This window comes from Flavobacterium tegetincola DSM 22377 (assembly GCF_000425485.1).
Taxonomy (GTDB): domain Bacteria; phylum Bacteroidota; class Bacteroidia; order Flavobacteriales; family Flavobacteriaceae; genus Flavobacterium; species Flavobacterium tegetincola.
Genome location: NZ_AUDN01000021.1, coordinates 74,022 through 98,183 on the forward strand (window position 1 = coordinate 74,022; position 24,162 = coordinate 98,183).

21 protein-coding genes and 1 tRNA gene are annotated in these 24,162 nt (G+C 36.0%); 10 read left to right on the forward strand and 12 right to left on the reverse strand.

Translation table 11 applies throughout. The features are described 5' to 3' along the window. Position 1: 1 nt before the first annotated feature. From H602_RS0105035 to H602_RS18210, 4 genes are all read left to right on the forward strand, one after another. Complete coding sequence (locus H602_RS0105035; protein ID WP_026977037.1) at positions 2–910, forward strand: TIGR01777 family oxidoreductase; 909 nt, start codon at positions 2–4, stop codon at positions 908–910. Continuing rightward, positions 907–1,359 (forward strand): SRPBCC family protein, encoded by a 453-nt coding sequence (locus H602_RS0105040; RefSeq protein ID WP_026977038.1) that lies wholly within the window; start codon positions 907–909, stop codon positions 1,357–1,359. The genes H602_RS0105035 and H602_RS0105040 overlap by 4 nt, the downstream gene beginning before the upstream one ends. Positions 1,360–1,431: 72 nt before the next feature. Beyond that, positions 1,432–1,980, forward strand: a complete 549-nt coding sequence (locus H602_RS0105045; RefSeq protein ID WP_245574913.1) for a LemA family protein — start codon at positions 1,432–1,434, stop codon at positions 1,978–1,980. Further along, positions 1,980–3,896, forward strand: a complete 1,917-nt coding sequence (locus tag H602_RS18210) for a DUF2207 domain-containing protein (RefSeq protein WP_051224204.1) — start codon at positions 1,980–1,982, stop codon at positions 3,894–3,896. Before H602_RS0105045 ends, H602_RS18210 begins: the two co-directional genes overlap by 1 nt. A gap of 51 nt (positions 3,897–3,947) precedes the next feature. Here H602_RS18210 and H602_RS0105055 read toward each other — a convergent pair whose 3' ends face one another. Then, entirely contained in the window at positions 3,948–4,805 is an 858-nt protein-coding gene (locus H602_RS0105055; protein WP_245574914.1) for a UbiA prenyltransferase family protein, read from the reverse strand. A 102-nt stretch (positions 4,806–4,907) separates the two neighbouring features. Here H602_RS0105055 and gcvP point away from each other — a divergent pair, with 102 nt between their 5' ends. The 6 genes from gcvP (at position 4,908) to rpe (ending at position 11,830) form a co-directional block, all read left to right on the forward strand. Beyond that, a complete protein-coding gene (gene gcvP, locus H602_RS0105060) occupies positions 4,908–7,751 on the forward strand; it encodes an aminomethyl-transferring glycine dehydrogenase (RefSeq protein ID WP_026977041.1) in 2,844 nt (947 codons plus the stop codon). Between the two features lie 85 nt (positions 7,752–7,836). Further along, positions 7,837–8,223 (forward strand): group III truncated hemoglobin, encoded by a 387-nt coding sequence (locus H602_RS0105065; protein WP_026977042.1) that lies wholly within the window; start codon positions 7,837–7,839, stop codon positions 8,221–8,223. A 114-nt stretch (positions 8,224–8,337) separates the two neighbouring features. Further along, positions 8,338–9,396 carry a 3-oxoacyl-ACP synthase III family protein gene (locus tag H602_RS0105070; RefSeq protein WP_026977043.1) on the forward strand — a complete coding sequence of 353 codons (1,059 nt, stop codon included), beginning with the start codon at positions 8,338–8,340 and terminating at the stop codon, positions 9,394–9,396. 81 nt (positions 9,397–9,477) lie between these two features. After that, positions 9,478–10,020 carry a class I SAM-dependent methyltransferase gene (locus tag H602_RS0105075; protein ID WP_035758955.1) on the forward strand — a complete coding sequence of 181 codons (543 nt, stop codon included), beginning with the start codon at positions 9,478–9,480 and terminating at the stop codon, positions 10,018–10,020. Positions 10,021–10,094: 74 nt separating this feature from the next. Then, on the forward strand, positions 10,095–10,943 hold the full coding sequence (locus tag H602_RS0105080; RefSeq protein ID WP_026977045.1) for a glycosyltransferase family 2 protein: 849 nt from the start codon (positions 10,095–10,097) through the stop codon (positions 10,941–10,943). Positions 10,944–11,170: 227 nt separating this feature from the next. Then, positions 11,171–11,830 carry a ribulose-phosphate 3-epimerase gene (rpe, locus tag H602_RS0105085; RefSeq protein ID WP_026977046.1) on the forward strand — a complete coding sequence of 220 codons (660 nt, stop codon included), beginning with the start codon at positions 11,171–11,173 and terminating at the stop codon, positions 11,828–11,830. 34 nt (positions 11,831–11,864) lie between these two features. Here rpe and H602_RS0105090 read toward each other — a convergent pair whose 3' ends face one another. The 11 genes from H602_RS0105090 to mraY all read right to left on the reverse strand — a co-directional run bounded on the left by H602_RS0105090 (position 11,865) and on the right by mraY (position 24,156). Then, positions 11,865–12,677, reverse strand: coding sequence for a zinc-dependent peptidase (locus tag H602_RS0105090; protein ID WP_026977047.1), 813 nt, complete (start codon positions 12,675–12,677; stop codon positions 11,865–11,867). 46 nt (positions 12,678–12,723) lie between these two features. Beyond that, positions 12,724–12,800, reverse strand: a tRNA-Arg gene (locus H602_RS0105095). A gap of 37 nt (positions 12,801–12,837) precedes the next feature. Next, positions 12,838–13,287: a GatB/YqeY domain-containing protein gene (locus H602_RS0105100; RefSeq protein ID WP_026977048.1), complete on the reverse strand. Its 450-nt coding sequence runs from the start codon at positions 13,285–13,287 to the stop codon at positions 12,838–12,840. A 304-nt stretch (positions 13,288–13,591) separates the two neighbouring features. Then, entirely contained in the window at positions 13,592–15,637 is a 2,046-nt protein-coding gene (gene ftsZ / locus H602_RS0105105; protein WP_026977049.1) for a cell division protein FtsZ, read from the reverse strand. A gap of 53 nt (positions 15,638–15,690) precedes the next feature. Continuing rightward, on the reverse strand, positions 15,691–17,064 hold the full coding sequence (gene ftsA, locus H602_RS0105110; RefSeq protein WP_026977050.1) for a cell division protein FtsA: 1,374 nt from the start codon (positions 17,062–17,064) through the stop codon (positions 15,691–15,693). 7 nt (positions 17,065–17,071) lie between these two features. After that, a complete protein-coding gene (locus H602_RS0105115) occupies positions 17,072–17,806 on the reverse strand; it encodes a cell division protein FtsQ/DivIB (RefSeq protein WP_026977051.1) in 735 nt (244 codons plus the stop codon). After that, complete coding sequence (gene murC, locus H602_RS0105120; RefSeq protein ID WP_026977052.1) at positions 17,793–19,142, reverse strand: UDP-N-acetylmuramate--L-alanine ligase; 1,350 nt, start codon at positions 19,140–19,142, stop codon at positions 17,793–17,795. Before murC ends, H602_RS0105115 begins: the two co-directional genes overlap by 14 nt. A 6-nt stretch (positions 19,143–19,148) precedes the next feature. After that, positions 19,149–20,243, reverse strand: a complete 1,095-nt coding sequence (gene murG / locus H602_RS0105125) for an undecaprenyldiphospho-muramoylpentapeptide beta-N-acetylglucosaminyltransferase (RefSeq protein WP_026977053.1) — start codon at positions 20,241–20,243, stop codon at positions 19,149–19,151. A 15-nt stretch (positions 20,244–20,258) separates the two neighbouring features. Then, the gene (locus H602_RS0105130) at positions 20,259–21,563 is read right to left on the reverse strand and encodes an FtsW/RodA/SpoVE family cell cycle protein (protein WP_026977054.1); all 1,305 of its coding nucleotides are present in this window, start codon (positions 21,561–21,563) and stop codon (positions 20,259–20,261) included. A 19-nt stretch (positions 21,564–21,582) separates the two neighbouring features. Continuing rightward, entirely contained in the window at positions 21,583–22,917 is a 1,335-nt protein-coding gene (murD, locus tag H602_RS0105135) for a UDP-N-acetylmuramoyl-L-alanine--D-glutamate ligase (RefSeq protein ID WP_026977055.1), read from the reverse strand. After that, positions 22,918–24,156, reverse strand: a complete 1,239-nt coding sequence (mraY, locus tag H602_RS0105140; RefSeq protein ID WP_026977056.1) for a phospho-N-acetylmuramoyl-pentapeptide-transferase — start codon at positions 24,154–24,156, stop codon at positions 22,918–22,920. Between the last annotated feature and the right edge of the window lie 6 nt (positions 24,157–24,162).

The following is a 24,162-nucleotide window of genomic DNA, read 5'->3' on the forward strand; positions in this document are numbered from 1 at the left end:
CATGAAAAAATTAGTAATTGCCGCCGGAACGGGATTTTTAGGCCAAGTTCTCGTGAATCATTTTCAAAATAAATATGATGAACTAGTTGTTTTGACAAGAGGGAAATCTCGTGTTTCAAATACTATTAAGTATGTCAATTGGGATGCAAAAACTATTTCTGGCTGGGAAAATGAATTAGAAAATGCTGATATCTTGATAAATCTTGCCGGAAAATCTGTAGATTGCAGGTATACGAAATCCAACAAAAATGAAATTCTAACCTCAAGAATTAATAGCACCAAAATTTTGAACGAAGCTGTATTGCGATGTCAAAATCCACCGAGACATTGGTTAAACTCTTCCACTTCTACTATTTATCGTCATTCGGAAGACAAACAAATGACGGAGGAAAATGGAGAAATTGGCGATGACTTCTCAATGAATGTTGCGAAAGCGTGGGAAAAATTTTTTTTTGAAACTGAAACGCCGAAAACTTTAAAAACAGCTTTAAGAACTTCAATCGTTCTGGGTAAAAATGGTGGTGCTTTTATTCCGCTGAAAACATTGACTAAATTTGGTTTAGGAGGCAAACAAGGAAATGGAAATCAATTTATAAGTTGGATTCATGAACATGATTTTGCTAGAGCAATTGAATTTGTAATAGAAAAAGAAATGACTGGGAAAGTAAATATCGTTTCACCTCAACCGATTACAAATAAAGATTTCATGTCCAATTTAAGAACGGAATTACATGTTTCCATCGGAATTCCTACGCCAAAATTACTATTAAAACTTGGTGCAAAAATCATAGGAACCGAACCTGAATTGGTTTTAAAAAGTAGAAATGTAATTCCCGAACGATTAATTAAAAACGCTTTTGAATTCCGATTTAAAACGCTAGAAGAAGCCTTAAAAAACCTTGTGAAATGACCACAATTAAATTACAAACAGAAATAAATGCTTCAATTCAAACAGTTTTCGACTTGAATAGAAACATCGACATTCACAAACTATCGACTTCAAAATCAAAGGAAACAGTAATTGCAGGTGTAACTTCAGGATTAATCCATAAAGGAGAAACCGTAACGTGGCGTGGAAAGCATTTTGGGATTTACCTTACGCATAAAAGTCTTATTTCGCAGATGGAATTTCCGCATTCATTTATTGACGAAATGGTGGAAGGAAAATTTAAAAGTTTTAAACACCAGCATGTCTTTTATGAAAAAGAGGGAAAAACAATAATGGAAGATCAAATTGAATACGAAACTCCTTTTGGAATATTTGGAAGCGTATTTGATACACTTATTTTAAAAAATCATCTTACCACTTTCATCAAGGAAAGAAATGAATTTATTAAGAAAACCGCTGAACATTTTTGAATTTGTTTTAAATTTTAAAGTTTGTAAAATTACAAGTCCTTTTTAAGTATATTTGACTTTAAATCAGAAATTATGTTGATTGCTTTAATTTTAGGATTCGTCGTTTTAGTGCTACTGTATTTTATAATTACCTACAATAAGTTGATTAAACTAACAGTGCTTGCTGAAGAAGGCTGGAGCGCCATAGATGTATTTTTAAAAAAGAGATATGACTTAATTCCGAACCTTCTAGAAACAGTGAAAGGGTATGCAAAACATGAAAGCGCAACCTTTGAAAATGTAGTAAAAGCTAGAAATAATGCAGTAAACGCTTCATCCGTTCATGAAAAAGAAGTTTCTGAACAACAATTAAATGTAGCCTTAAAAGGTTTAAATATTGTTGTGGAACAATATCCCGAACTAAAAGCGAGTGAAAATTTCAAGCAATTAAGTTCAGAATTAACTAAAATTGAAACAGAAATAGAAAGTGCACGCCGGTATTACAATGCTACGGTTAGAGATTTAAACATTGCAGTTACTACATTTCCTAGCGTAATTATTGCAAATATGTTTAAGTTTGAGAAAAAAGAATTTCTCGAAATTGAAATTCAAGCACGTGAAAATCCTAAAGTTGCTTTTTAATGAAAATCAACTTCAACTCCATTCTAATTTTTCTTTTTTTATTTCTTACTCATTCCATTTTTGGGCAAGAAGAAAGAATATTGAATTTTCATGTAGACTTAATCATCAACAAGGACAGAACAATAAGTGTTACCGAGAATATTAAAGTTTATGCTAATGGAAGTCAATTTGAGCGTGGAATTGTTAGAACTATTCCGCAAACAAGGAGTGACAGAACGGGAAAAACTTTTCGCTACAACATCGATTTAGAATCGGTGAAACACAATGGTCAAACATCAAATTATATTGAAGATGCTTCCGACGACTTCACTTTGAAAATAGGTGATAAAAATGTTTTCATCCCTGTAGGAATTCACGATTACGAAATAAAATATTCTATAAAAGGTCAGATTGGTTTTTTTGATACCTATGACGAATTATATTGGAATGCAACTGGAACCGAATGGAATTTCCCTATTGAAAAAGCTTCTGTAAACATTGTTTTACCAAATAAAACAACTGCAATACAATCGGCGTGTTATACAGGTTTTTCAGGTTCGACAGAAACAAATTGCAGTTCAAAAATTATTGGGAATCATACTTATTTTGTAGCAAACAATCTTCAAAATTATGAAGGGCTAACTGTAGCAGTTGGATTTCCAAAAGGAATAGTACTTCCTCCACCTCCTCCTACTTTTTTAGAAATTTACGGCAGCGTTATTTTATTTGGATGTGCTTTTAGTGTACTCGTTTATTTACTGGTATTAAATTGGGTTAAATTTGGAAGAGACCCTCAAAAGCCAACCATCGTTCCTCAATTTTATCCGCCAGAATCCTTATCACCGGCTGCGGTAAATATGATCATGAATGAAAGTTACGACGAATCTTCAGTAACGTACTCCATTGTGAATTTGGCAACCAAAGGCTACATTCAAATTACTGATATGTCAGAAAAAATGTTTGGCCTATTTGATAAGACAAGTTATGAACTAAATCGTTTAAAGGTTTCAGACCAGGAAATTGCTCCTGAAGAACAATCCATCATCAATACTATCTTTAATTCAAAAGGAAAAGTTAGCTTTAAAGGAGATTATAATTCTAAAATTGCAAAGGCATATTCATCGCATAGAGAAAAATTAGAGCAGCAATACGGTACTTTGATTAAAGACCAAAATAACTACATCAAGCTACTACCCTCTTTTACAATTTTTATTGTTTCAATATTTATCGGTGCTTTCTACTTTACACAAGATGTAGTACCTATTGCATCCATTTCAATATTTGCAATTGTGGGAACTTTCCTTATTTCAGGTTTTATAAAGGTCATTTTAAGTGTATTTAAATCTAAAATTTCTTATGGAAGCGTTTTCCGATTTGTATTAACTACAATAGGTGTTATTACTATTTCAGGAGCTGTTTATCTAAATACGCGGTACTCCTTGACAGCAATTGCTACCACGATTTACATCGTCGTTTCTCTACTTGCTTTGGTTTACTTTCAGCAACTTATTAAAATGCCAAGTGTTGAAAAATTACGTGTAAAATCATTAATTGAAGGTTTTAAAATGTACCTATCGGCGGCGGAGACCAACCGCTTAACATTTTTAAATCCACCAGAAATGACACCTATTTATTTTGAAATGATTCTTCCGTATGCGATGGCTTTAGGTGTAGATAAAATTTGGGGAGAAAAATTTGCCACAATGTTGAACAATTCTTCCATTGAATATAATTCAACTTGGTATGTTGGAACGCGTCCATTTGATTCACATTCAATGCACAATTTTGCTGGTTCATTTACAAATACTGCTAATGAGTCAAGTACTAGACCATCCCAATCCTCTTCAAGTTCTGGAGGTGGAAGTTGGAGTTCGGGAAGTTCAGGAGGAGGTTCATCCGGAGGTGGCGGAGGCGGCGGCGGCGGCGGCGGCTGGTAGAAATTTATTTTAAAAACCAACAATTCATCTTGAACTACGAGATGTACAGAATCAAAATAAAAGTTGAAAACCAATAAGCAACACCAACCAAAATATCGGAATACTCTCCGCCCAAAATGTCGTGTAATACCGACTTCGATTTTCATTGGCAAAAAATAAAAAACCAGCTGTAACCAATACTAGAATGACATTTACAATCAGTTGAATATCGTTTACAGCAGTTTTAAGAAATTCTAAAAAGTAGAAAGGAATTAATAGTAGATAACCCAAATACTTGGTTTTTTTAATTCCAATCTTCTGCGGAACGGTAAATAAATTTGGGTCATCGTCTTTTAAATCGATAATTTCGAAAATTAAAATCAGTACAATTACAAATAGGAAGCGTTGGCAGAATTTGATAAAAATATCATGATACAGTTCGATTCCAAAATTCATCATTGGCAACAAAGTAGTGACTCCTGCCCAACAAAAAGCCACGATATAAATCTTAATCCCAGACCAATTTCGCATGTTTTTCGTTGTAGAAAACACTGGAACTGTGTATAAAAAAGTAAGTCCAAAAAAGACAATTGCTGCAACTTGTGTTTTAATTTCTAATTGAAAGAAAAAATAAATAGAAGCCAATACAGCCGTCAAACTTAAAATCAACGTAGGCGTTAACGTTTTTCGATACGGCAACTTCTCTCGAAAAAAAGCTTCGTACTTTATGAAATTATAGCCGAATAAAGTTCCGAAAAATGCAAAACCAGCCATAGGAACATCAAAAGGTTGACTAAACATATGATTGGTCATCAAAACTAAACACAAAACCGAAACCGATACGTGAATACTAGCCTGAATATAAAAGTCAAAAAGTTGTTTTAGAAATTGCATTACAGCAAAAATAAACAAACCAACTACACAATGCATAATCCTTTGTGAAAATAGAAAAATTCATTGCCAAAAATCAATTAATTTTTAAGATAAATAAGTACTTTTGCCGCACGAAAACAACATACTACCACACATATTATGAAAACAGATTCATTTGCTTTAAGACATTTAGGACCAAGAGAAAACGATTTGTCTAAAATGTTAGAAACCATAGGAGTTGAAACATTAGATCAATTAATTTTCGAAACCATTCCCTCTGACATTCGACTAAAAAATCCGTTGGAATTGGAACACATTATGACTGAATATGAATATGCCAATCACATTCGGTTATTGGGTCGCACCAATAAAGTTTTCAAATCATATATCGGTTTAGGTTACCACCCGACCATTGTTCCTCCGGCAATTCAAAGAAATATTTTTGAAAACCCAGGATGGTATACTGCTTACACGCCTTACCAAGCAGAAATTGCACAAGGTCGTTTAGAAGCTATTTTAAATTTCCAAACTACGGTTATTGAATTGACAGGAATGGAAATTGCCAATGCCTCTTTGCTAGACGAAAGTACTGCTGCTGCAGAAGCAATGGCGTTGTTATTTGACGTTCGAACTAGAGATCAAAAGAAAGCCAACGTATGTAAATTCTTCGTTTCTGAAGAAATTTTACCACAAACATTATCCGTTTTACAAACCCGTTCTACTCCAATTGGTGTGGAATTGGTAGTTGGAAATCACCAAGAATTTGATTTTTCAACGGATTTTTTCGGCGCTATTTTACAGTATCCTGGGAAATACGGTCAAGTATACGACTATGCTGATTTTATCAAGACCGCTAATGAAAATGAAATAAAAGTAGCTGTTGCTGCTGATATTTTATCACTAACGAAATTGGTTCCTCCAGGAGAAATGGGAGCTGCCGTTGTAGTTGGAACTACGCAACGTTTCGGAATTCCGATGGGTTACGGTGGACCACATGCTGCTTATTTTGCAACTAAAGACGAATACAAACGTTCTATGCCGGGAAGAATCATTGGAGTATCGCAAGATGCAGATGGAAACCGTGCATTAAGAATGGCTTTGCAAACACGTGAACAACACATTAAGCGAGAAAAAGCAACCTCAAATATATGTACTGCACAAGTTCTATTGTCTGTAATGGCTGGTATGTTTGCCGTGTATCATGGACCAAAAGGTTTGAAATACATTGGAACAAAAGTGCACGCAAAAGCTTCAACACTTGCAGACGCTCTTAATAAATTAGGCGTTTATCAAACCAATACTGCCTTTTTCGACACGATCGTTGTAAAAGCAGATGCAGAAAAAGTGAGAGCAATAGCTGAAAAAAATGAAATTAACTTTTTTTACATTGACAGCGAAACAATTTCAATCTCACTGAACGAAACCACATTGTTTCCAGATTTAAATGGAATTGTTGCTGTATTTGCGGAAGCTGTAGGAAAAGAAGCTTTTGAAGTAACTGAAAATGTTAAAGACATTAATTATCCAGAAAATTTAAATCGTACTTCGTCATTTTTGACACACGAAGTATTTAATAAATACCATTCTGAAACGAGTTTGATGCGTTACATCAAAAAATTAGAGCGCAAAGATTTATCATTGACACACTCCATGATTGCTTTGGGTTCTTGTACCATGAAATTGAACGCAGCAGCAGAAATGTTGCCATTGAGTATGCCCTATTGGAACGGAATTCACCCGTTTGCTCCATTAGACCAAGTACAAGGTTATACCAAAATGTTGAAAAAATTAGAGCACCAACTGAATGTAATTACTGGTTTTGCAGGAACTACATTGCAACCTAATTCGGGCGCTCAAGGAGAATACGCAGGATTAATGACTATTCGTGCGTACCACCAATCAAGAAATGACGAAAAGAGAACAGTTTGTTTGATCCCGGCTTCGGCCCACGGAACCAATCCGGCTTCGGCAGCGATGGCAGGAATGCAAATTATCGTTACCAAAACTATGGAAAATGGAAACATTGACGTAGAAGATGTTCGTGCAAAAGCAATTCAATATAAAGACACACTTTCTTGTTTAATGGTCACATATCCATCAACACATGGAGTTTTTGAAAGTGCGATTAGAGAAATTACACAAATCATTCACGACAATGGTGGTTTGGTTTATATGGACGGAGCCAACATGAATGCGCAAGTTGGATTGACAAATCCAGCGACTATTGGAGCAGACGTTTGCCACTTGAACTTGCACAAAACATTCGCAATTCCTCACGGAGGTGGTGGACCAGGTGTTGGACCAATTTGTGTAAACGAAAAACTAGTTCCTTTCTTACCGAGTAATCCACTTGTAAAAGTAGGTGGAGATCAAGCCATTACCGCCATTTCTGGAGCACCTTACGGTTCGGCTTTGGTTTGCTTGATTTCTTACGGATACATTTGCATGTTAGGTTCTGAAGGAGTAACCAATGCTACGAAATATGCAATTTTGAATGCGAACTATATGAAAGCGCGTTTGGAAGAGCACTATCCTGTTCTATATGTAGGAGAAAAAGGACGTGCCGCTCACGAAATGATTTTGGATTGTAGAGGTTTTGAAACAAAAGGAATCAAAGTAACCGACATCGCAAAACGATTGATGGATTACGGTTTCCATGCTCCAACCGTTTCTTTCCCAGTGGCTGGAACGTTGATGATTGAGCCAACAGAATCTGAAGATGTAGCAGAATTAGACCGTTTTTGTGACGCGATGATTTCAATTCGTAGAGAAATTGAAGCTTCTTCAAAAGATGATGAAAACAACATGTTGAAAAACGCACCACATACAATGGCAATGCTTACAGCTGATACGTGGAATTTCCCTTATTCAAGAGAAACAGCAGCATTTCCATTAGATTATATTGCAGAAAATAAATTCTGGCCAAGCGTTCGTCGTGTAGATGAAACTTATGGCGATCGAAATCTTATCTGTTCATGTGCTCCAATTGAAGCATATATGTAATTAGTGTTAGATTTAGGAATAATGATAAAGAAAGAGGTTTTAAGTTTCGATTTAAAGCCTCTTTTTTTTTTGTAAAAAATTTAAAATGAACGATATAGCAAATAATGAAGACCTCCATTTGTTGGTTGATGAATTCTATAAAAAGTTATTGAACGACACTTCCATTGCCTACATTTTTACAAAAGTGGTACAAATAAAACTGCAAGAACACCTGCCCGTGCTGGTGCTTTTCTGGGCAAAATCGCTTTTCAATAGCGGAAGTTATCACAATAATATCACCAAGATTCATCTTGATATTAATCAAAAAGAATATTTATCACCCGCATTATTTGAAATTTGGTTGAATCATTTTAACGCTGCAGTGGACGAAAATTTTAAAGGAATTTATGCTGAAAAGATAAAAACACAGGCTTTAAGTATTGCAACAGTGATGCAAATTAAGATCCATAATGAGTCCAAAAAAAGCTCTTAAATCCACGCAATTAAAAAATTTTGTGATAAAAAAGAAAATATATATGCATGCATAGTATTTTTTATTTGTCAGTACATTTTAAAATAGTACCTTTATCTTTACAAAAAATGACAGATGAACATAAGAATAACAGGTACAGGAAGTTACATTCCTACGCAAGTTGTATCAAACATAGATTTTGCACAACACGTCTTCTTAAATGACGATGGAACCCTTTTTCCGCATCCAAATGACGTCATCGCAAAAAAATTTGTAGAAATAACTGGAATTGAAGAACGCAGGTATATTTCTGATGATTTAAATACTTCCGACGTAGCAACAATTGCTGCTCAAAGAGCTATTGCTGATGCAAATTTAGACGCTGAAACTTTAGATTATATCATCGTTGCACATAACTTTGGCGATGTTAAAAAAGGAGCTTTACAAGGCGACATGTTACCAAGTTTAGCTTCCAAAGTAAAACATAATTTACGCATAAAAAACCCAAAATGTGTCGCATATGACATGTTATTTGGTTGTCCAGGCTGGCTCGAATCCTTCATTCAAGCCCATGCTTATATAAAAGCGGGAATGGCAAAAAGATGTTTGGTAATTGGAGCCGAAGCCTTATCTAGAGTTTTAGACCCGCACGATCGCGATTCTATGATTTACTCTGATGGAGCAGGTGCCACAATCATTGAAGATACTGATGAAAAAGGCGGAATTCTAGCTCATGAATCTGCATCCTATACTTATGATGAAGCCAATTATTTGTTTTTTGGAAAATCATACAATGTGGATCATGATCCTGACGTTCGATACATCAAAATGCACGGTCGTAAAATTTATGAATTTGCCTTAAGAGAAGTTCCAAAAGCTATGTCCATTTGTTTAGAAAAAAGTGGAATTGAAATTGGTCAAGTTAAAAAGATATTGATCCATCAGGCTAATGAAAAAATGGACGAAGCTATTATTCAACGTTTTTACAAACTGTACAAAAAGCCTGTTCCAGAAGGAATTATGCCGATGAGTATCCATAGATTGGGGAATTCAAGCGTAGCCACTATTCCTACATTATATGATTTATTAATCAAAGGAGAAATTGAAAATCAATCACTCAACAAAGGAGATATTGTACTTTTTGCTTCAGTTGGTGGAGGAATGAATATTAACGCAATGGTATATCAGATTTAAAAAGTTTTAAATTTAAATTTCTTGTTTTAATAGTAATTTTATCCTCTGTTTCAACATGATTTGGAACTTGACACCTACTTTATGTACGAAAAAATATTTCCGAATAAACGTTTTAATCTCACGTTAAATTTTCTGAAGAGACATATTGCGACTTCTGAAAAAATATTTGATTTGGGCGTGACTAATCCGTTCTCCAAGATTATGATGGATCATGGATACCAAGTTTCAAACACGACCGGAGAAGATCTAGACAACGATCAAACGGCTTTAAAAACTCAAGATTACGACGTTTTTACTGCTTTTGAAATTTTTGAGCATTTACTGAATCCTTACACTGTTTTGCAAAATGTAAAATGCGACAAAGCTCTTATTTCCATCCCGATGCGACTGTGGTTTCAATCGGCTTACAGAAGTAAAACAGACCAGTGGGACCGACATTACCACGAATTTGAAGACTGGCAATTGGACTGGCTTTTGGAAAAATCCGGTTTCAAAATAATCGATTCGATCAAATTTACGCATCCCACAAAAAAACTTGGTTTCCGACCGATTTTGAGGTATTTTGTTCCAAGATATTATTTGGTTTATGCAGAGCGAGAAAAGAATATAGAGAAAAGAACATAGATTGGATGAGTTAATTTTTTGAAATTAAATTTCTGTTTCAATTTGCAACCATGACAGTTAAACCCTAAACTTCCTTGAACTACTACATCATCATACCCGCTTACAACGAGGCACAACTAATTTCATTAACGCTTCAGTCGTTAGTGGAACAAACCGTATTGCCTTCAAAAGTGGTGGTGGTAAATGATGGCTCAACGGATGCAACTGCAGAAATTGTTACGGCTTTCGCCAAAAAATATCCGTTTATTTCATTGGTGAATAAAACATCGGATGCGATTCATTTACCGGGAAGCAAGGTGATTCAGGCGTTTCAAAAAGGATTAGAATCTGTCGACGAAAACTATGATTTTATCGTTAAGGCAGATGCGGATTTAATTTTTCCCTTGAATTATTTTGAAACTTTAATCGCGCATTTTACATCGGATGAACGAATTGGAATGGCTGGTGGTTTTTGTTATATTGAGAAAAATGGCAATTGGATTTTAGAAAACTTAACGGATAAAGACCATATTCGTGGCGCTTTAAAAGCGTATCGAAAACAAACTTTTAAGCAAATTGGTGGTTTAAAACCTGCAATGGGTTGGGATACTGTTGATGAATTATTGTGCAAATTCTACGATTGGAAAATTAAAACAGACGAAACTTTACACGTCAAGCACTTGAAACCTACTGGAGCGAATTACAGCAAAACCGCTCGTTACAAACAAGGTGAAGCTTTTTACACTTTGGGTTATGGATTTTGGATTACTTCAATTGCGTCGGCTAAATTGGCTTTGCGCAAAAAGAAACCGCTTTTATTTCTTGATTATCTGAATGGTTTTTGGAAAGCGAAATCTTCAAAAAAAGCACTTTTAGTTACTGAAGAACAAGCAGAATTTATCAGAAATTACCGTTGGAAAAAGATGAAAGAGAAGATATTTTAAAAGATACGCCTTTTGTAGAATAATGGATCTACGGAAGACAACGTTTTGCGTTAAGGATGGAAGAGGAGCTCTTTGTTGCTTTGGAAAAGCAATAAAAGCAGGAACGTACAGCCTGACCCGTAGGGGAACGCCCAACTGCTCTTGAAAATTATTTTTATTGTTGTTGTCATTGAAATTGATATTGCCATTGAAATTGTATCTTTGGCAAAACTACAACACAACCCCTAATGAAAAACACACTTATAGCGCCATCGGTACTTGCTGCTGATTTTGGAAACTTGCAACGCGACTTGGAAATGATTAATAATAGTGAAGCCGACTGGTTTCATATTGACATTATGGACGGCGTTTTTGTTCCAAATATTTCTTATGGAATGCCGGTTTTAGAAGCAATCAACAGACACGCCAAGAAAACAATTGACGTCCATTTGATGATTGTGGACCCAGACAGATACATTAAGACTTTTGCTGATTTAGGCGCGAATATTTTGAGCGTACATTATGAAGCTTGTACCCATTTACACCGAACACTTCAAGCAATTAAAGCCGAAGGAATGAAAGCTGGAGTGGCGATTAATCCTCATACAAATGTGAGTTTACTGGAAGACGTGATTAAAGACATTGACTTGGTGTGCATCATGAGTGTAAATCCTGGTTTTGGCGGACAATCTTTTATTGAAAACACGTACAAAAAAGTCAGCCAACTTAAGGAAATGATTGAAAGAAACGGCGCTTCGACATTGATTGAAGTGGACGGTGGTGTTACCAATAAAAATGCAAAGCAATTGCAGGAAGCTGGTGCTGACGTTTTAGTTGCCGGAAGTTTTGTATTTAAAGCGGAAAATCCTACACAGACGATTGCTGATTTAAAACAGATGTTGCGATAAAATTTGACAAGCCTTTCTTCGGAGAGGCTTTTTTTTAGCTTTGGAAATTAATCATTCGTTTAACGTGCAGGAATAACTCGGGATAAATGCGATTGAATTCTTCTGGAGTTTCAAAGAAGTGCTCCAATAAAACGGCTAGGAATTCAAACTGATTTTGAAATGCATAATCTCTAAAATAGTTGTCGTTTAGCATTTTTTGTCTAAATGTGGCATCTTCTAAATATTGTAAGATTGCATTGAATTCGTCAATAAAAATGACGTCGCTGGAATAGTGCTTTTTTTTTGCGCCAAAATGCAACGCGTGTGTAAACTCATGCAAACCGAGGTTAATGTTATTATTTGTAATTTGATGTCCCGATAAAAAATCATTCCACGAAAAAACGATGGCTTTTAAATTTGGATTGAACTCGCCTTTGTGGTACTGTTCATTTACGGTTGAATAATAAATACTTGGATAGATAATGATTTTATCAAAAGTGCTTGTCAAATATTGCCGCATGCCGAAAGAAAGCATGACATAGGTTCCGGCAACGATGGTTTTAACTTCTTCATCATCTACCGAAATTCCGTTTCCGATGAACTGGTAGCGGTTTAAAAAAGTGCTAATTCTGTGTTCAAAGTACTGTTTCCGTTTTTTAGAAAGTCGGTTATAGAAGTAAAATTCGCGTCTTAAAATTGTCTTTTGAGCTTCACTAATTTTTTTAGGAAAAAGATAATAATGAACGTAAAGTGGTTTTTTAAAAATTAAAACGTGCAGCGGTTCTGCTATTAACTTGACCACCAACAGAATGGACAGCACTACAAAAATGAGTGCTAGAAAAGCCGCAATGAATTCAGTACTATCCAAGTCTAATTTTTAAGCATTAAAAAAGGGACAAAATGTCCCTTAAAAATGGTGACCCCGACTGGATTCAAACCAGTAACCGTCAGAGCCGAAATCTGATATTCTATTCAGTTGAACTACGGGGCCATTTTATTTTCAAATGCGAATCTACAATAATTTTGCCTTACGACAAAAGCTTTTTTACGATTGTTGAAATTGTTTTACCATCTGCTTTTCCAGCCAATTCCGCAGCAACTAATCCCATGACTTTACCCATCGAACCCATTCCTGAAGCATCTTCTTCCTTGATGATACGCGATACGATTTCTTCAATTTCCATTTCATTCAATTGCACGGGTAAAAACTTTTCAATCACGGCAGCTTGTGCCAATTCAGGCTCTGCCAAGTCAGGACGTTTTTGCTCAATGTATATTGCAGCACTGTCGCGACGCTGCTTTACCAAACGCTGTAAAATTTTGATTTCATCTTCTTCCGAAATCGCTTCTTTAGAACCTGTCTCTGTTTGTGCTAATAATATAGCCGACTTAACCGCTCTTAAAGATTCTAATGCAACGGTATCTTTGGCACGCATTGCAGTTTTAATTTCGTCCATTATTCTTTCAGAAAGACTCATAGCTTATAAATTTTAGATTTATGATTTTAGATTTATGATGGGCTAAATAGCCTCGATTATCTCACTCTACTCCTATTTTATCAGAGCTTAATGAGCACTTTTTGTTTTAGCGTAATTCCTTGCCATTTTTCTAGGCGCGATTGCATCGAAAGCGGAAAAATGAATCAGATGGTTACATTCAATCGGAATCACAATAACAGCCCTAAACATTCGCTCCTACTTTTTATACCAAAATCCAAAACGAAGGTAAAAAAAATAACCCGAAAAAAGATTTTTCGGGTTATTAAAGTTTGGTTAGAGTTAATTAATCGACATTGTCATGTAGAAAAGAATTGTTTGAACGCAACTGAATGTCGTCGTTACTGTCCGTTCCTAATGAAGTACGCGATTTATTACTGTTATTCGGTGTGGATAAATCTACTCCAAAGCGCTTGTAAGCAGGCTCTTTTTCATACTCATCTACACGCGATGGATTGTTGTGAAATTTATAATTAAATTCCTTCAATTTTCTACGTCGTTCATCCGCTCTCATTCTTAATGCGTCTTCGATTGGCATTTCTGTTGGCGTAATGGATTCGTAATTTTTGTCAAATTGAGAAGGTTCGTTCACTTTCATCGTGATTTTCAATTCTTCACGTTCTGGTTCTGCTACTTTATCTAACGGCTTTGAATCCATCAAACTGTTCTCCACTTCCATATACTCTTCTAAAGAATAACGAACTACACCTGTTTTATTTACCTCCGTGACAGGCACCACTTGAACCGGTTTGTTTACTTCAATATTTCTGGTTTCGTTTGTCAAATCAAAAATAGCGCGTTCTTCTTCTCTTTCAGTAGTATGTTTTGCGATAGGCAAATCAAAAGAAAAAGCAGATTCCTTTTTTTCATTCATCACTACTTGTGCATCACGAACAAAAATTTCTTTTACTTCTGGAGCCGTAAAGTAAAATTCTGTTTCTTGTTTTGCTGGAGAAACAATTTCAAAGGTCACATCTAAATTCTTAATAAATTCTGTTGTAGGAACTAAATTGTATTCGAATTTTGGCTCTTCTGTAACTGGTGGTTGTACTTCAAATTGTGGCTCTACTGCTTTTACTTCCTCAATTACTTCTGGCTCAAAAGAAAATGTAGGCTGCGTTACAATTGGTGCAAATTCTGTGATCAATTCAGGAACAATTTTAGCTTCTGGCGCTTCATCTTCCATCAAGTCATGCACAATAACATCATTGTTTTTTGATGCGGACGTAGGTTGCGAAAAATTAAATGACTCAATTACGTTTTGACTCAAATTGTGTGTCAACTTTTGCTCGTCACCTAAAGTATGAATGATTTTTTCTGGTGCTGTATTTACAATTTCGTTTTGTTGCTCTACATTAAAACCAGTAGCAATAATTGTTACTGCTACAGCATCACCAAGATTTTCATCTTCACCAACTCCCATAATGATATTGGCATTGTGACCCGCTTCCACTTGAATGTGGTCGTTGATCTCTCCAATTTCATCAATGGTAATTTCATTGGTTCCAGAAACAATTAATAACAATACGTTTTTGGCACCTGTAATTTTATTATCGTTCAATAACGGCGAATCCAATGCAGAAACGATTGCTTCTTTTGCTCTATTTTCACCACTTGCCGAAGCTGAACCCATTATTGCAGTTCCGCTGTTAGACAATACAGTTTTGGCATCTTTTAAATCGATATTTTGCGTGTAGTGGTGTGTAATTACTTCTGCAATTCCACGTGAGGCTGTCGCCAATACTTCATCCGCTTTAGAGAATCCCGCTTTAAAACCAAGATTTCCATATACTTCACGCAACTTATTATTGTTGATCACAATTAGGGAATCCACCTGCTTACGCAAACGCTCTACTCCTAATAATGCTTGCTCTTGACGTACTTTTCCTTCAAATTGAAACGGAATAGTTACAATTCCAACAGTCAATATATCGCGATCTTTAGCCAATTGAGCAATAACTGGTGCAGCACCCGTTCCTGTTCCACCACCCATTCCTGCAGTAATAAAAACCATTTTAGTATTGATGTCCAACATTTTTTCAATTTCAGCAATACTTTCAATAGCCGATTGTTGACCCACTTCAGGATTTGCTCCTGCACCAAGACCTTCGGTTAAGTTTACACCCAACTGAATTTTATTTGGAACCGAACTCACAGCCAAAGCTTGCGCATCGGTATTACAGACGATAAAATCTACACCTTTAATTCCTTGTTTAAACATGTGGTTAATCGCGTTACTTCCGCCACCACCTACACCGATAACTTTAATTACATTTGATTGATTTTTAGGTAAATCAAACGAAATACTTCCAAAATCTGATTCGCTTGTCATATTATTGGGTTTTTAATTTTTTATTTATATTCTTTTTCTAGCTTTCTTTTTTCTTATTCTGCGTTGTCCAAAAAGTTCTTGATTTTGTCCAAATACTTATCAAAAAACGTCTTTGAAATCTTGTTTTGAGTGGATTCTTGCGCAACTTCCTTTGCTTCTTCCTCTACTCTTTGTTCTTCCTTTTCCCGCTCAATTTCAGCAGCAGGAGCACGATAAACTGGTTTTTTCTCAATTATTTCAGGTTGGTATTTGGTAGCACTATCAGTTCCATTTGCAATACTGTTCATTACCAATCCAACAGCTGTAGCATAGCTTGGACTTGAAATTTCTTCGTCTGAATCTCCCGCCAAATGTTCATTAGGATATCCAATTCGTGTATCCATTCCCGTGATGTATTCTACCAATTGCTTGATGTGCTTTAATTCTGCACCACCACCTGTTAATACTATTCCTGCAATCAACTTTTTACGCGGATCTTCATGACCGTAAGCTTTAATTTCGGCGAAAGCCTGCTCAATAATTTCCACCACACGTGCGTGAATAATTTTGGACAAGTTTTTCAATGAAATCTCTTTTGGTTCACGACCTCTTAATCCAGGAATAGAAACAATTTCATTATCTCTATTTTCGCCCGGCCAAGCACTTCCAAATTTAATTTTAAGCAATTCTGCTTGTTTTTCAATAATGGAACATCCTTCTTTAATATCATCCGTAATTACGTTTCCACCAAATGGAATTACTGCAGTATGTCTGATGATTCCGTCCTTGAAAATTGCCAAGTCTGTTGTTCCTCCACCAATATCAATTAAAGCAACTCCTGCTTCTTTTTCTTCTTGACTTAAAACTGCATCAGCTGAAGCCAAAGGTTCCAACGTAATTCCTGACAATTCAATTCCGGCACTTTGGATACATCTACCTACATTTCTGATGGAAGAAGCTTGTCCCACTACTACGTGAAAACTAGATTCCAAACGACCTCCGTACATTCCCACTGGTTCTTTAATTTCCGATTGACCGTCAATTTTGAATTCCTGTGGCAACACGTGAATGATTTCTTCTCCAGGAAGCATTGCCAACTTGTGCACTTGGTTGATTAACAATTCAATGTCTTTGTCTCCAATTACTTCTTCCGCGTTGTTACGACTGATGTAATCGCTGTGCTGCAAACTACGAATGTGTTGACCTGCAATTCCTACTACAACATCTTTAATTTTATAACCCGATTGATTCTCTGCTTCGGCAACTGCTTGCTGAATGGACTGAATCGTTTGTGTAATATTATTTACCACACCTCTGGCCACACCAAGGCTTTTGGCTTTTCCAATTCCTAATATCTCTAGTTTTCCATACTCATTTTTCTTGCCAATCATAGCAACAATCTTTGTTGTTCCTAGATCTAATCCTACGGCAATCGTTTCTTTTTCCATATTCATTCTATTTTGTACACACCACTTGTTGTGTAAACTTGAGATTTATTATTTTGTACGTGTCGATTAATGTGTCGTGAACTGCTTTTTGAAAAAACGCTTTATAATTATCAAATTTTCGCTCGACTTCCATCGTCTTTCCAAATTCAATTTCGTAATTATAGTTTCTATTCGTCATCTTTAAGCTTCCACTTGGCAAAATTTCGATGCCAGTGATGTTCTTTTTTAAAAAATCGTCGTTGTAAATAAACCACAACAAATCGTACATTTCCTTTTCATTTTTACCGGAAATTTCTCCCAAAACAAGTGGTAATCTTGCCGTTTGAATTCCTGATAATGGCATCCTATTTCCCTTACTATCAATATAGAACGATCCTTCTCTACTGAAAATTCTAGCGATGGGTGTTCGTTGCGTTACCATTGCTTTTAACACACCATCAATACTTACAAACACCTCTGACTTTTGTATCATATCGTGTTCATTGAGCATTTTCTCCAATTTATTCAAAACTACCTTATCTTTTCCGATAGTTTTCAACTCTTCTCCATTTTCTATTAACAATTTATTAACCGCTTCATAGCTGACAAAAAGAGCTTCTTTGTTAACAAACTCGACTACCGTTTTCTGTGTTTTTCTTAAATCATTTCGGTTTGAAGTAAAAGAATATAAAAACACGACCAAGGCAAACATCAGCAGCATTCGGACATTAATCCAAAGATTTCTCCAATTAAACTTTTTCATGCAATGCTTTTTTTATACTCGTTACCATTGCTCCAATATCTCCTGCTCCAATACTTACAAAAACCGTAGCGTCACTTTTTAAAATTTCGGTAACTACTTCCGATTTCTGAACTACTTTTTTATATAAATTTGTCATTTTGCTCAAAAGCCATTCCGATGTAATTCCTTCCATCGGCAACTCTCTAGCCGGATAAATATCCAGTAATAAAACCGAATCAAACGCGGACAAACTTTTTGCAAAATCATCTACAAAATCTTTAGTTCTACTGAACAAATGCGGTTGAAAAACAGCAAGCACTTTTTGTCCCGGATATAATTCTGAAACCGCTTGACGCACTGCGTTTATTTCTGTGGGATGATGAGCATAATCATCAATATACACCAACTTTTCAGATTGAATTTGATACGAAAATCGTCTTCTAATTCCTTTAAACGAGGCCAATGCATTTTTAGAATCTTCATCAGAAACGCCGTACGTTTTTGCCATTGCAAACGCCATCAACGCATTTGTTAAATTGTGTCTACCTGGCAAAGCAAATCGAACATCCGTAATCAATTGGTTACTGGTTTTGATGTCAAAAATATAAGCACTTTTTTCAATGCGGATATTTATGGCTTCAAAATTGGCTGATTCATTTACACCAACGGTCTTCCCTTCAAGAGGCAATTGCGTGGTGACAAATAGATTTGCTCTATCTTCAATTTTATTTGCAAATTCTTCAAACGACGCTTCAATTGCTGCACTATCGCCATAAATATCCAAATGATCCGCATCCATTGACGTAATGCAAGCGATATTGGGATGCAGGTGCAAAAAGGATCGATCAAACTCATCTGCTTCTACAACAGTTACAGTTTTTCCATTTCCCACTAAATTTGAATTGTAATTTTCAACAATTCCACCTAAAAAGGAAGTTACATCTACGCCACTTTGAAACAAAATATGCGCCAAAATACTGGAAGTCGTCGTTTTTCCGTGGGTTCCTGCTACTGCAAAACAGAATGTGTTTTTAGTTATAATCCCCAAAACTTCTGCTCGTTTTTTTATTTCAAAATTTCGTTCCATAAAATAATTCCACTGCGAATGCGCTTTCGGCACTGCCGGAGTAATTACCACTAACGTATTTTCAACGGTAAATGCAGCTGGTATTAAATCTATTTTATCTTCAAAATGAATGGCAATCCCGCTTTGCATTAATTCATCGGTTAATTCCGTTGGCGTTTTGTCATAACCCGCAACATTTTTCCCAAGCGTATGAAAATAACGTGCCAAAGCACTCATTCCGATACCTCCGATTCCGATGAAAAATATATTATGGATTTTATCTAGATTCATTTTGTATTATTTCTTAATCAATTTTTCAATTTCATCTACAATGTCTTTTGTTGCATTTGGTTTTGCCAATTTCAACATGTTTTCAGACAATTTTTTTTGTAATTCATCGTCATTTAAGATCGCGTTGATCGCTGTTGTAAATTGCGTATCCAATTCACTTTCCTTAATTATCAAAGCACCTTCTTTATCTACAATGGCATTTGCATTCTTCGTTTGATGGTCTTCGGCAACATTAGGTGATGGAATAAAAAGCGTTGGTTTTCCCACCAAACACAATTCCGAAACCGATGACGCTCCAGCTCTTGAAATGATTACATCTGCAGCAGCATAGGCCAAATCCATTCGCTCAATAAACGACAAAACTTGCACGTCTTCTTTCTCATTAAAATGTGAATATTCGTCATGGTATAACTTCCCACATTGCCAAATCAATTGTACATTTTGCGAACTAAAATTCACCAATTCTTTAGCTATCAATTGATTTATTCTTCTTGCTCCTAAACTTCCACCTAAAACTAAAACCGTCTTTTTGTTTGGATTTAATTTGTAAAACGCAATCGCTTCCTCTCGTTTTTCTTTAAAACCAGTTAAATCTTGACGCACCGGATTTCCAGTGAGAACGATTTTATTTTTTGGAAAAAACTTTTCTAAATTTTCATAAGCCACGCAAATTTTACTTGCCTTCTTGCTCAACCATTTATTGGTTATTCCAGGAAATGAATTCTGCTCTTGCAATACCGTTGGAATTCCGGCAAATCCCGCTACACGAAGTAAAGGACCGCTTGCAAAACCACCTGTTCCAATTACTACATCAGGTTTGAATTGTCTGATAATTGTTCGCGATTTCAATAAACTATCCAGTAATTTAATAGGAAAAAGCGCATTGTCAAACGTAAATTTTCGCTGAATTCCCGCAATCCATAATCCTTTAATTGGGTAACCCGATTGCGGCACCTTTTGCATTTCCATTTTATTACTCGCGCCTACAAATAAAATATCAGCGTCCGGAAAACGCAATTTTAATTCATTGGCAATAGCAATTGCAGGATAGATATGTCCTCCTGTACCGCCACCACTTAATATGAATTTCAAATTTTGCATTTTCTTTATTTATTTTTATTTGAATTTAACCGCATCCATTGGATTGCCTGTTTCTTCTATGGTATAATTTTCAGCTCCAGCCATTGCCACGTTTAATTCCATTTCATCTTCAATTAACTGTTTGTCAATTAATTTCTGTAAAGCCGCCTCACGTTGCTCTTTCTCTTTCAATTCCTGAACAATTTCTTCTTCCTTTTTTGTCACACTTAAAATGATTCCGATAGCAATACTTGTCATCCAAATGGAACTTCCTCCACTACTGATCAATGGCAAAGTTTGGCCCGTTACTGGCAATAATTCGACAGCAACTCCCATATTAATTAAAGCTTGAAAAATAATCGGGAATCCGAGTCCGACGACTAATAATTTCCCAAACATAGAATTGCTCGTATGTGCGGCAACAATAAATCTAAAGAAAAGCAGCATGTATAAAAGCAAGACACCAAGTCCGCCAATCAATCCATATTCCTCTACGATTATCGCAAAAATAAAATCGGAAGACGACTGTGGTAGAAAATTTTTCTGCACACTTTTTCCTGGACCTACACCATAAATTCCACCAGAAGCAATTGCAATTTTCGCTTTTTCAATTTGATAATCATCTTCATCCGGTTTGTCGCTTGTAAAACTTTCAATACGGCTCATCCAAGTATCCACTCGATTCGGAAATGCATCTGGAAACGCTTTGACCACCAAAATAAAAAATGAGAATGCTACAACGCCCATTAAAATAATTAAACCAATGTACTTCAACGGATACTTGCCAATAAAAACAAGTAAAATAACCATTGAAAAAATCAAGGCTGCTGTGGAGAAATTGGCAGGAAGAATAAGAGCCAAAGTGATTCCGACTGGTGTCCAAAGTTCCCACAAGGAGTTCTTGAATGTAACTGGAGTCTCTCTAGTTTTGGATAAATATCTTGCAACATAGATCATTAAAACAATAGATGCGACGGTAGAGGTTTGAAATGTAATTCCAACAAAAGGCACTTGGATCCAACGGCTCGCATTGGCTCCATCAATTACCGTTCCTTTGAACATGGTATACCCCAAAAGTAACCATACTAAAGGCAATAATATTTTAGAGATGGCTCTGTAATAATGGTACGGCATCTTGTGCAAACGGTAAATCATGAAAAAACCAACGATGATGTGTACCGCATGTTTTACCAAATAACTCAACGTGTTTCCGCTACCATTATTCATGAATGCCAAATTACTACTCGCGCTAAAAACAGGCATAAACGAAAACAAGGCAAGTAAGGCCACGAATGACCAAATCCCTTTATCTCCTTTTAAATTACTGATTAACGTTTTCATATTTATTGAATTCTATTTTTTATAAATTTTGAACCGCTTGCTTAAATTGACGTCCTCTGTCTTCATAATTTTCAAACAAATCAAAACTCGCGCAGGCTGGAGAAAGTAAAACAGTATCGCCTTTTTCTGCAATATGTTGAGCCGTCCTTACTGCATCACTCATTGTAGAAACTTCCACCATCATATCCACGATAGATCCGAAAGCATCGATGATTTTTCTATTGTCCACTCCCAAACAGATGATCGCTTTTACTTTTTCATTGACCAATTCCATCAATTCAGCATAGTCATTTCCTTTATCCACACCACCAACAATCCAAACCGTTGGACTAGAAACGCTGTCTAAGGCAAAGAAGGTTGCATTTACATTTGTTGCTTTAGAATCATTGATGTATTGTACATTTTGGATCTTCAATACTTTTTCCAAACGATGTTCCACACCTTGAAAACTAGACAAACTCTCACGAATAGTCTGCTTTCTGATTTTCATCAATTGTGCCACAGAAGCCGCCGCCATGGCGTTTTTCATGTTGTGTTTTCCCTCTAAAGCAAGGTGTGTCGTGTCCATTGTAAATTCTTTATTGTCGATGTTAATTTTCATTGTTGTGTTTTGTATTGATGCTCCTTCTTCATAATTCTTTGTCAATGAGAAAGGAACTTTGTGTGCTTTAATAGTGTTGTTTTTAAGCCAGTTTTCAATCATTTCATCGTCGCCGTCGTAAATAAAATAATCCGATTCACTTTGATTTTGCAAAATCCTAAACTTCGAATCGATGTAATTTTCATACTTATAATCGTATCGATCCAAATGATCCGGACTTAAATTAGTTAGAATGGCAATGTGCGGGTTGAATGTAAAACTGCCATCGAGTTGAAAACTACTTAACTCTAAAACATACACATCAAAATTATTTTCTGCCACTTGCCAAGCAAAGCTCTTTCCAATATTTCCGCCCAAACCTACATTTAAACCAGCAGTCTTAAGCAAATGATAGGTCAACATTGTAGTGGTTGTCTTTCCATTGCTTCCCGTAATTCCGATTAGAATGGCGTCTGTCAACTTTGCTGCGAATTCAATTTCAGAAATTACTGGAATCTTCTTTGCCAAAAGCTTTTGTACAATCGGTGCTTTTTCTGGAATTCCTGGACTTTTCATCACCAAATCTGCGTTTAAAATCAACGCCTCGGTATGCTGATTGTCTTCCCACTTGATGCCATTAATGGACAACACTTCTTTATAATTCTCTTTTATGCTTCCAAAATCAGATACAAAAACATCGTATCCTTTTTTCTTGCCTAAAATTGCTGTACCTACGCCACTTTCGCCTCCTCCTAATATTATCAGTCTTTTCATTTATCGGAGTTTTAAGGTTACTATGGACAAAATGGCAAGCATAATTCCAACAATCCAAAATCGGGTTACAATTTTACTTTCGTGGTAGCCTTTCTTTTGATAATGGTGGTGCAATGGCGACATTAAAAATATTCTCCGGCCTTCGCCAAAACGTTTCTTGGTATATTTAAAATAAGCTACTTGTAGCACTACGCTGAAATTTTCCACCAAGAAAATCCCACATAATAACGGAATGAGCATTTCCTTTCGAACGGCAATTGCCAATACGGCTATAATTCCACCTATGGTTAAACTTCCCGTATCACCCATAAAAACAGCTGCTGGATAGGAGTTATACCAAAGAAACCCAATTAAAGCTCCAACAAACGCGGCTATAAAAACGGTCATTTCTCCCGAATCGGGGATATACATTATATTAAGGTAGTTGGACAAAATAATATTTCCCGAAACAAAGGTAAAAAGTCCCAACGCCGTAACCGAAATAGCCGAAGTTCCTGCAGCCAAACCGTCAATTCCATCCGTTAAATTAGCGCCATTTGACACAGCAGTAATAATAAAAATCACCACCGGAATAAAAATCAACCAAGCCCAATCGCGGTAGTTATCTCCGGTCCAGGCTAACAATTCGGCATAATCAAATTCGTTATTTTTAAAGAAGGGTATCGTCGTTAATGTGGATTTTGCCTCTACGTCAGATTGCATCAATACAGACTCATTTGCCGATATGGAATACGCAGCGGTATTTTTAGAATTGGCATCGTCACGAACGGTAACTCCCGGGTGGAAATACAAAACCGAACCTACAATTAAACCCAAACCTACTTGACCAACGACTTTAAATCCTCCTTTAAGTCCCTGTTTATCCTTTTTAAAAATCTTGATATAATCATCTATAAAACCAATTGTACCCATCCAAAGCGTGGTTACAATCAATAAAACAATGTAAATATTATCCAATTTGGTCAACAAAATTACAGGAATCAGCGTTGCCAATATAATAATCAAACCACCCATTGTAGGTGTTCCTGCTTTTTCATTTTGACCCACTAGACCCAATTCACGTACCGTTTCGCCAACTTGTTGGTTGCGTAAAAAATTAATAATACGCTTTCCAAAAACCGTGGAAATAATCAACGATAAAATAACCGCAAGTGCAGAACGAAACGTAATGTATTGAAACACTCCCGTTCCTGGAATGTCTTTTGTTTTATCTAAATATTCAAATAAATAGTATAGCATATCGTT

What these genes read in the sequence shown, in the direction of transcription:
- H602_RS0105035 (WP_026977037.1), top strand. Translation starts at nt 2, where the DNA reads ATGAAAAAATTAGTAATTGCCGCCGGAACGGGATTTTTAGGCCAAGTT.
- H602_RS0105040 (WP_026977038.1), top strand. Translation starts at nt 907, where the DNA reads ATGACCACAATTAAATTACAAACAGAAATAAATGCTTCAATTCAAACA.
- H602_RS0105045 (WP_245574913.1), top strand. Translation starts at nt 1,432, where the DNA reads ATGTTGATTGCTTTAATTTTAGGATTCGTCGTTTTAGTGCTACTGTAT.
- H602_RS18210 (WP_051224204.1), top strand. Translation starts at nt 1,980, where the DNA reads ATGAAAATCAACTTCAACTCCATTCTAATTTTTCTTTTTTTATTTCTT.
- H602_RS0105055 (WP_245574914.1), bottom strand. Translation starts at nt 4,805, where the DNA reads ATGCATTGTGTAGTTGGTTTGTTTATTTTTGCTGTAATGCAATTTCTA.
- gcvP (WP_026977041.1), top strand. Translation starts at nt 4,908, where the DNA reads ATGAAAACAGATTCATTTGCTTTAAGACATTTAGGACCAAGAGAAAAC.
- H602_RS0105065 (WP_026977042.1), top strand. Translation starts at nt 7,837, where the DNA reads ATGAACGATATAGCAAATAATGAAGACCTCCATTTGTTGGTTGATGAA.
- H602_RS0105070 (WP_026977043.1), top strand. Translation starts at nt 8,338, where the DNA reads ATGAACATAAGAATAACAGGTACAGGAAGTTACATTCCTACGCAAGTT.
- H602_RS0105075 (WP_035758955.1), top strand. Translation starts at nt 9,478, where the DNA reads ATGTACGAAAAAATATTTCCGAATAAACGTTTTAATCTCACGTTAAAT.
- rpe (WP_026977046.1), top strand. Translation starts at nt 11,171, where the DNA reads ATGAAAAACACACTTATAGCGCCATCGGTACTTGCTGCTGATTTTGGA.
- H602_RS0105100 (WP_026977048.1), bottom strand. Translation starts at nt 13,287, where the DNA reads ATGAGTCTTTCTGAAAGAATAATGGACGAAATTAAAACTGCAATGCGT.
- ftsZ (WP_026977049.1), bottom strand. Translation starts at nt 15,637, where the DNA reads ATGACAAGCGAATCAGATTTTGGAAGTATTTCGTTTGATTTACCTAAA.
- ftsA (WP_026977050.1), bottom strand. Translation starts at nt 17,064, where the DNA reads ATGGAAAAAGAAACGATTGCCGTAGGATTAGATCTAGGAACAACAAAG.
- H602_RS0105115 (WP_026977051.1), bottom strand. Translation starts at nt 17,806, where the DNA reads ATGAAAAAGTTTAATTGGAGAAATCTTTGGATTAATGTCCGAATGCTG.
- murC (WP_026977052.1), bottom strand. Translation starts at nt 19,142, where the DNA reads ATGAATCTAGATAAAATCCATAATATATTTTTCATCGGAATCGGAGGT.
- murG (WP_026977053.1), bottom strand. Translation starts at nt 20,243, where the DNA reads ATGCAAAATTTGAAATTCATATTAAGTGGTGGCGGTACAGGAGGACAT.
- H602_RS0105130 (WP_026977054.1), bottom strand. Translation starts at nt 21,563, where the DNA reads ATGAAAACGTTAATCAGTAATTTAAAAGGAGATAAAGGGATTTGGTCA.
- murD (WP_026977055.1), bottom strand. Translation starts at nt 22,917, where the DNA reads ATGAAAAGACTGATAATATTAGGAGGAGGCGAAAGTGGCGTAGGTACA.
- mraY (WP_026977056.1), bottom strand. Translation starts at nt 24,156, where the DNA reads ATGCTATACTATTTATTTGAATATTTAGATAAAACAAAAGACATTCCA.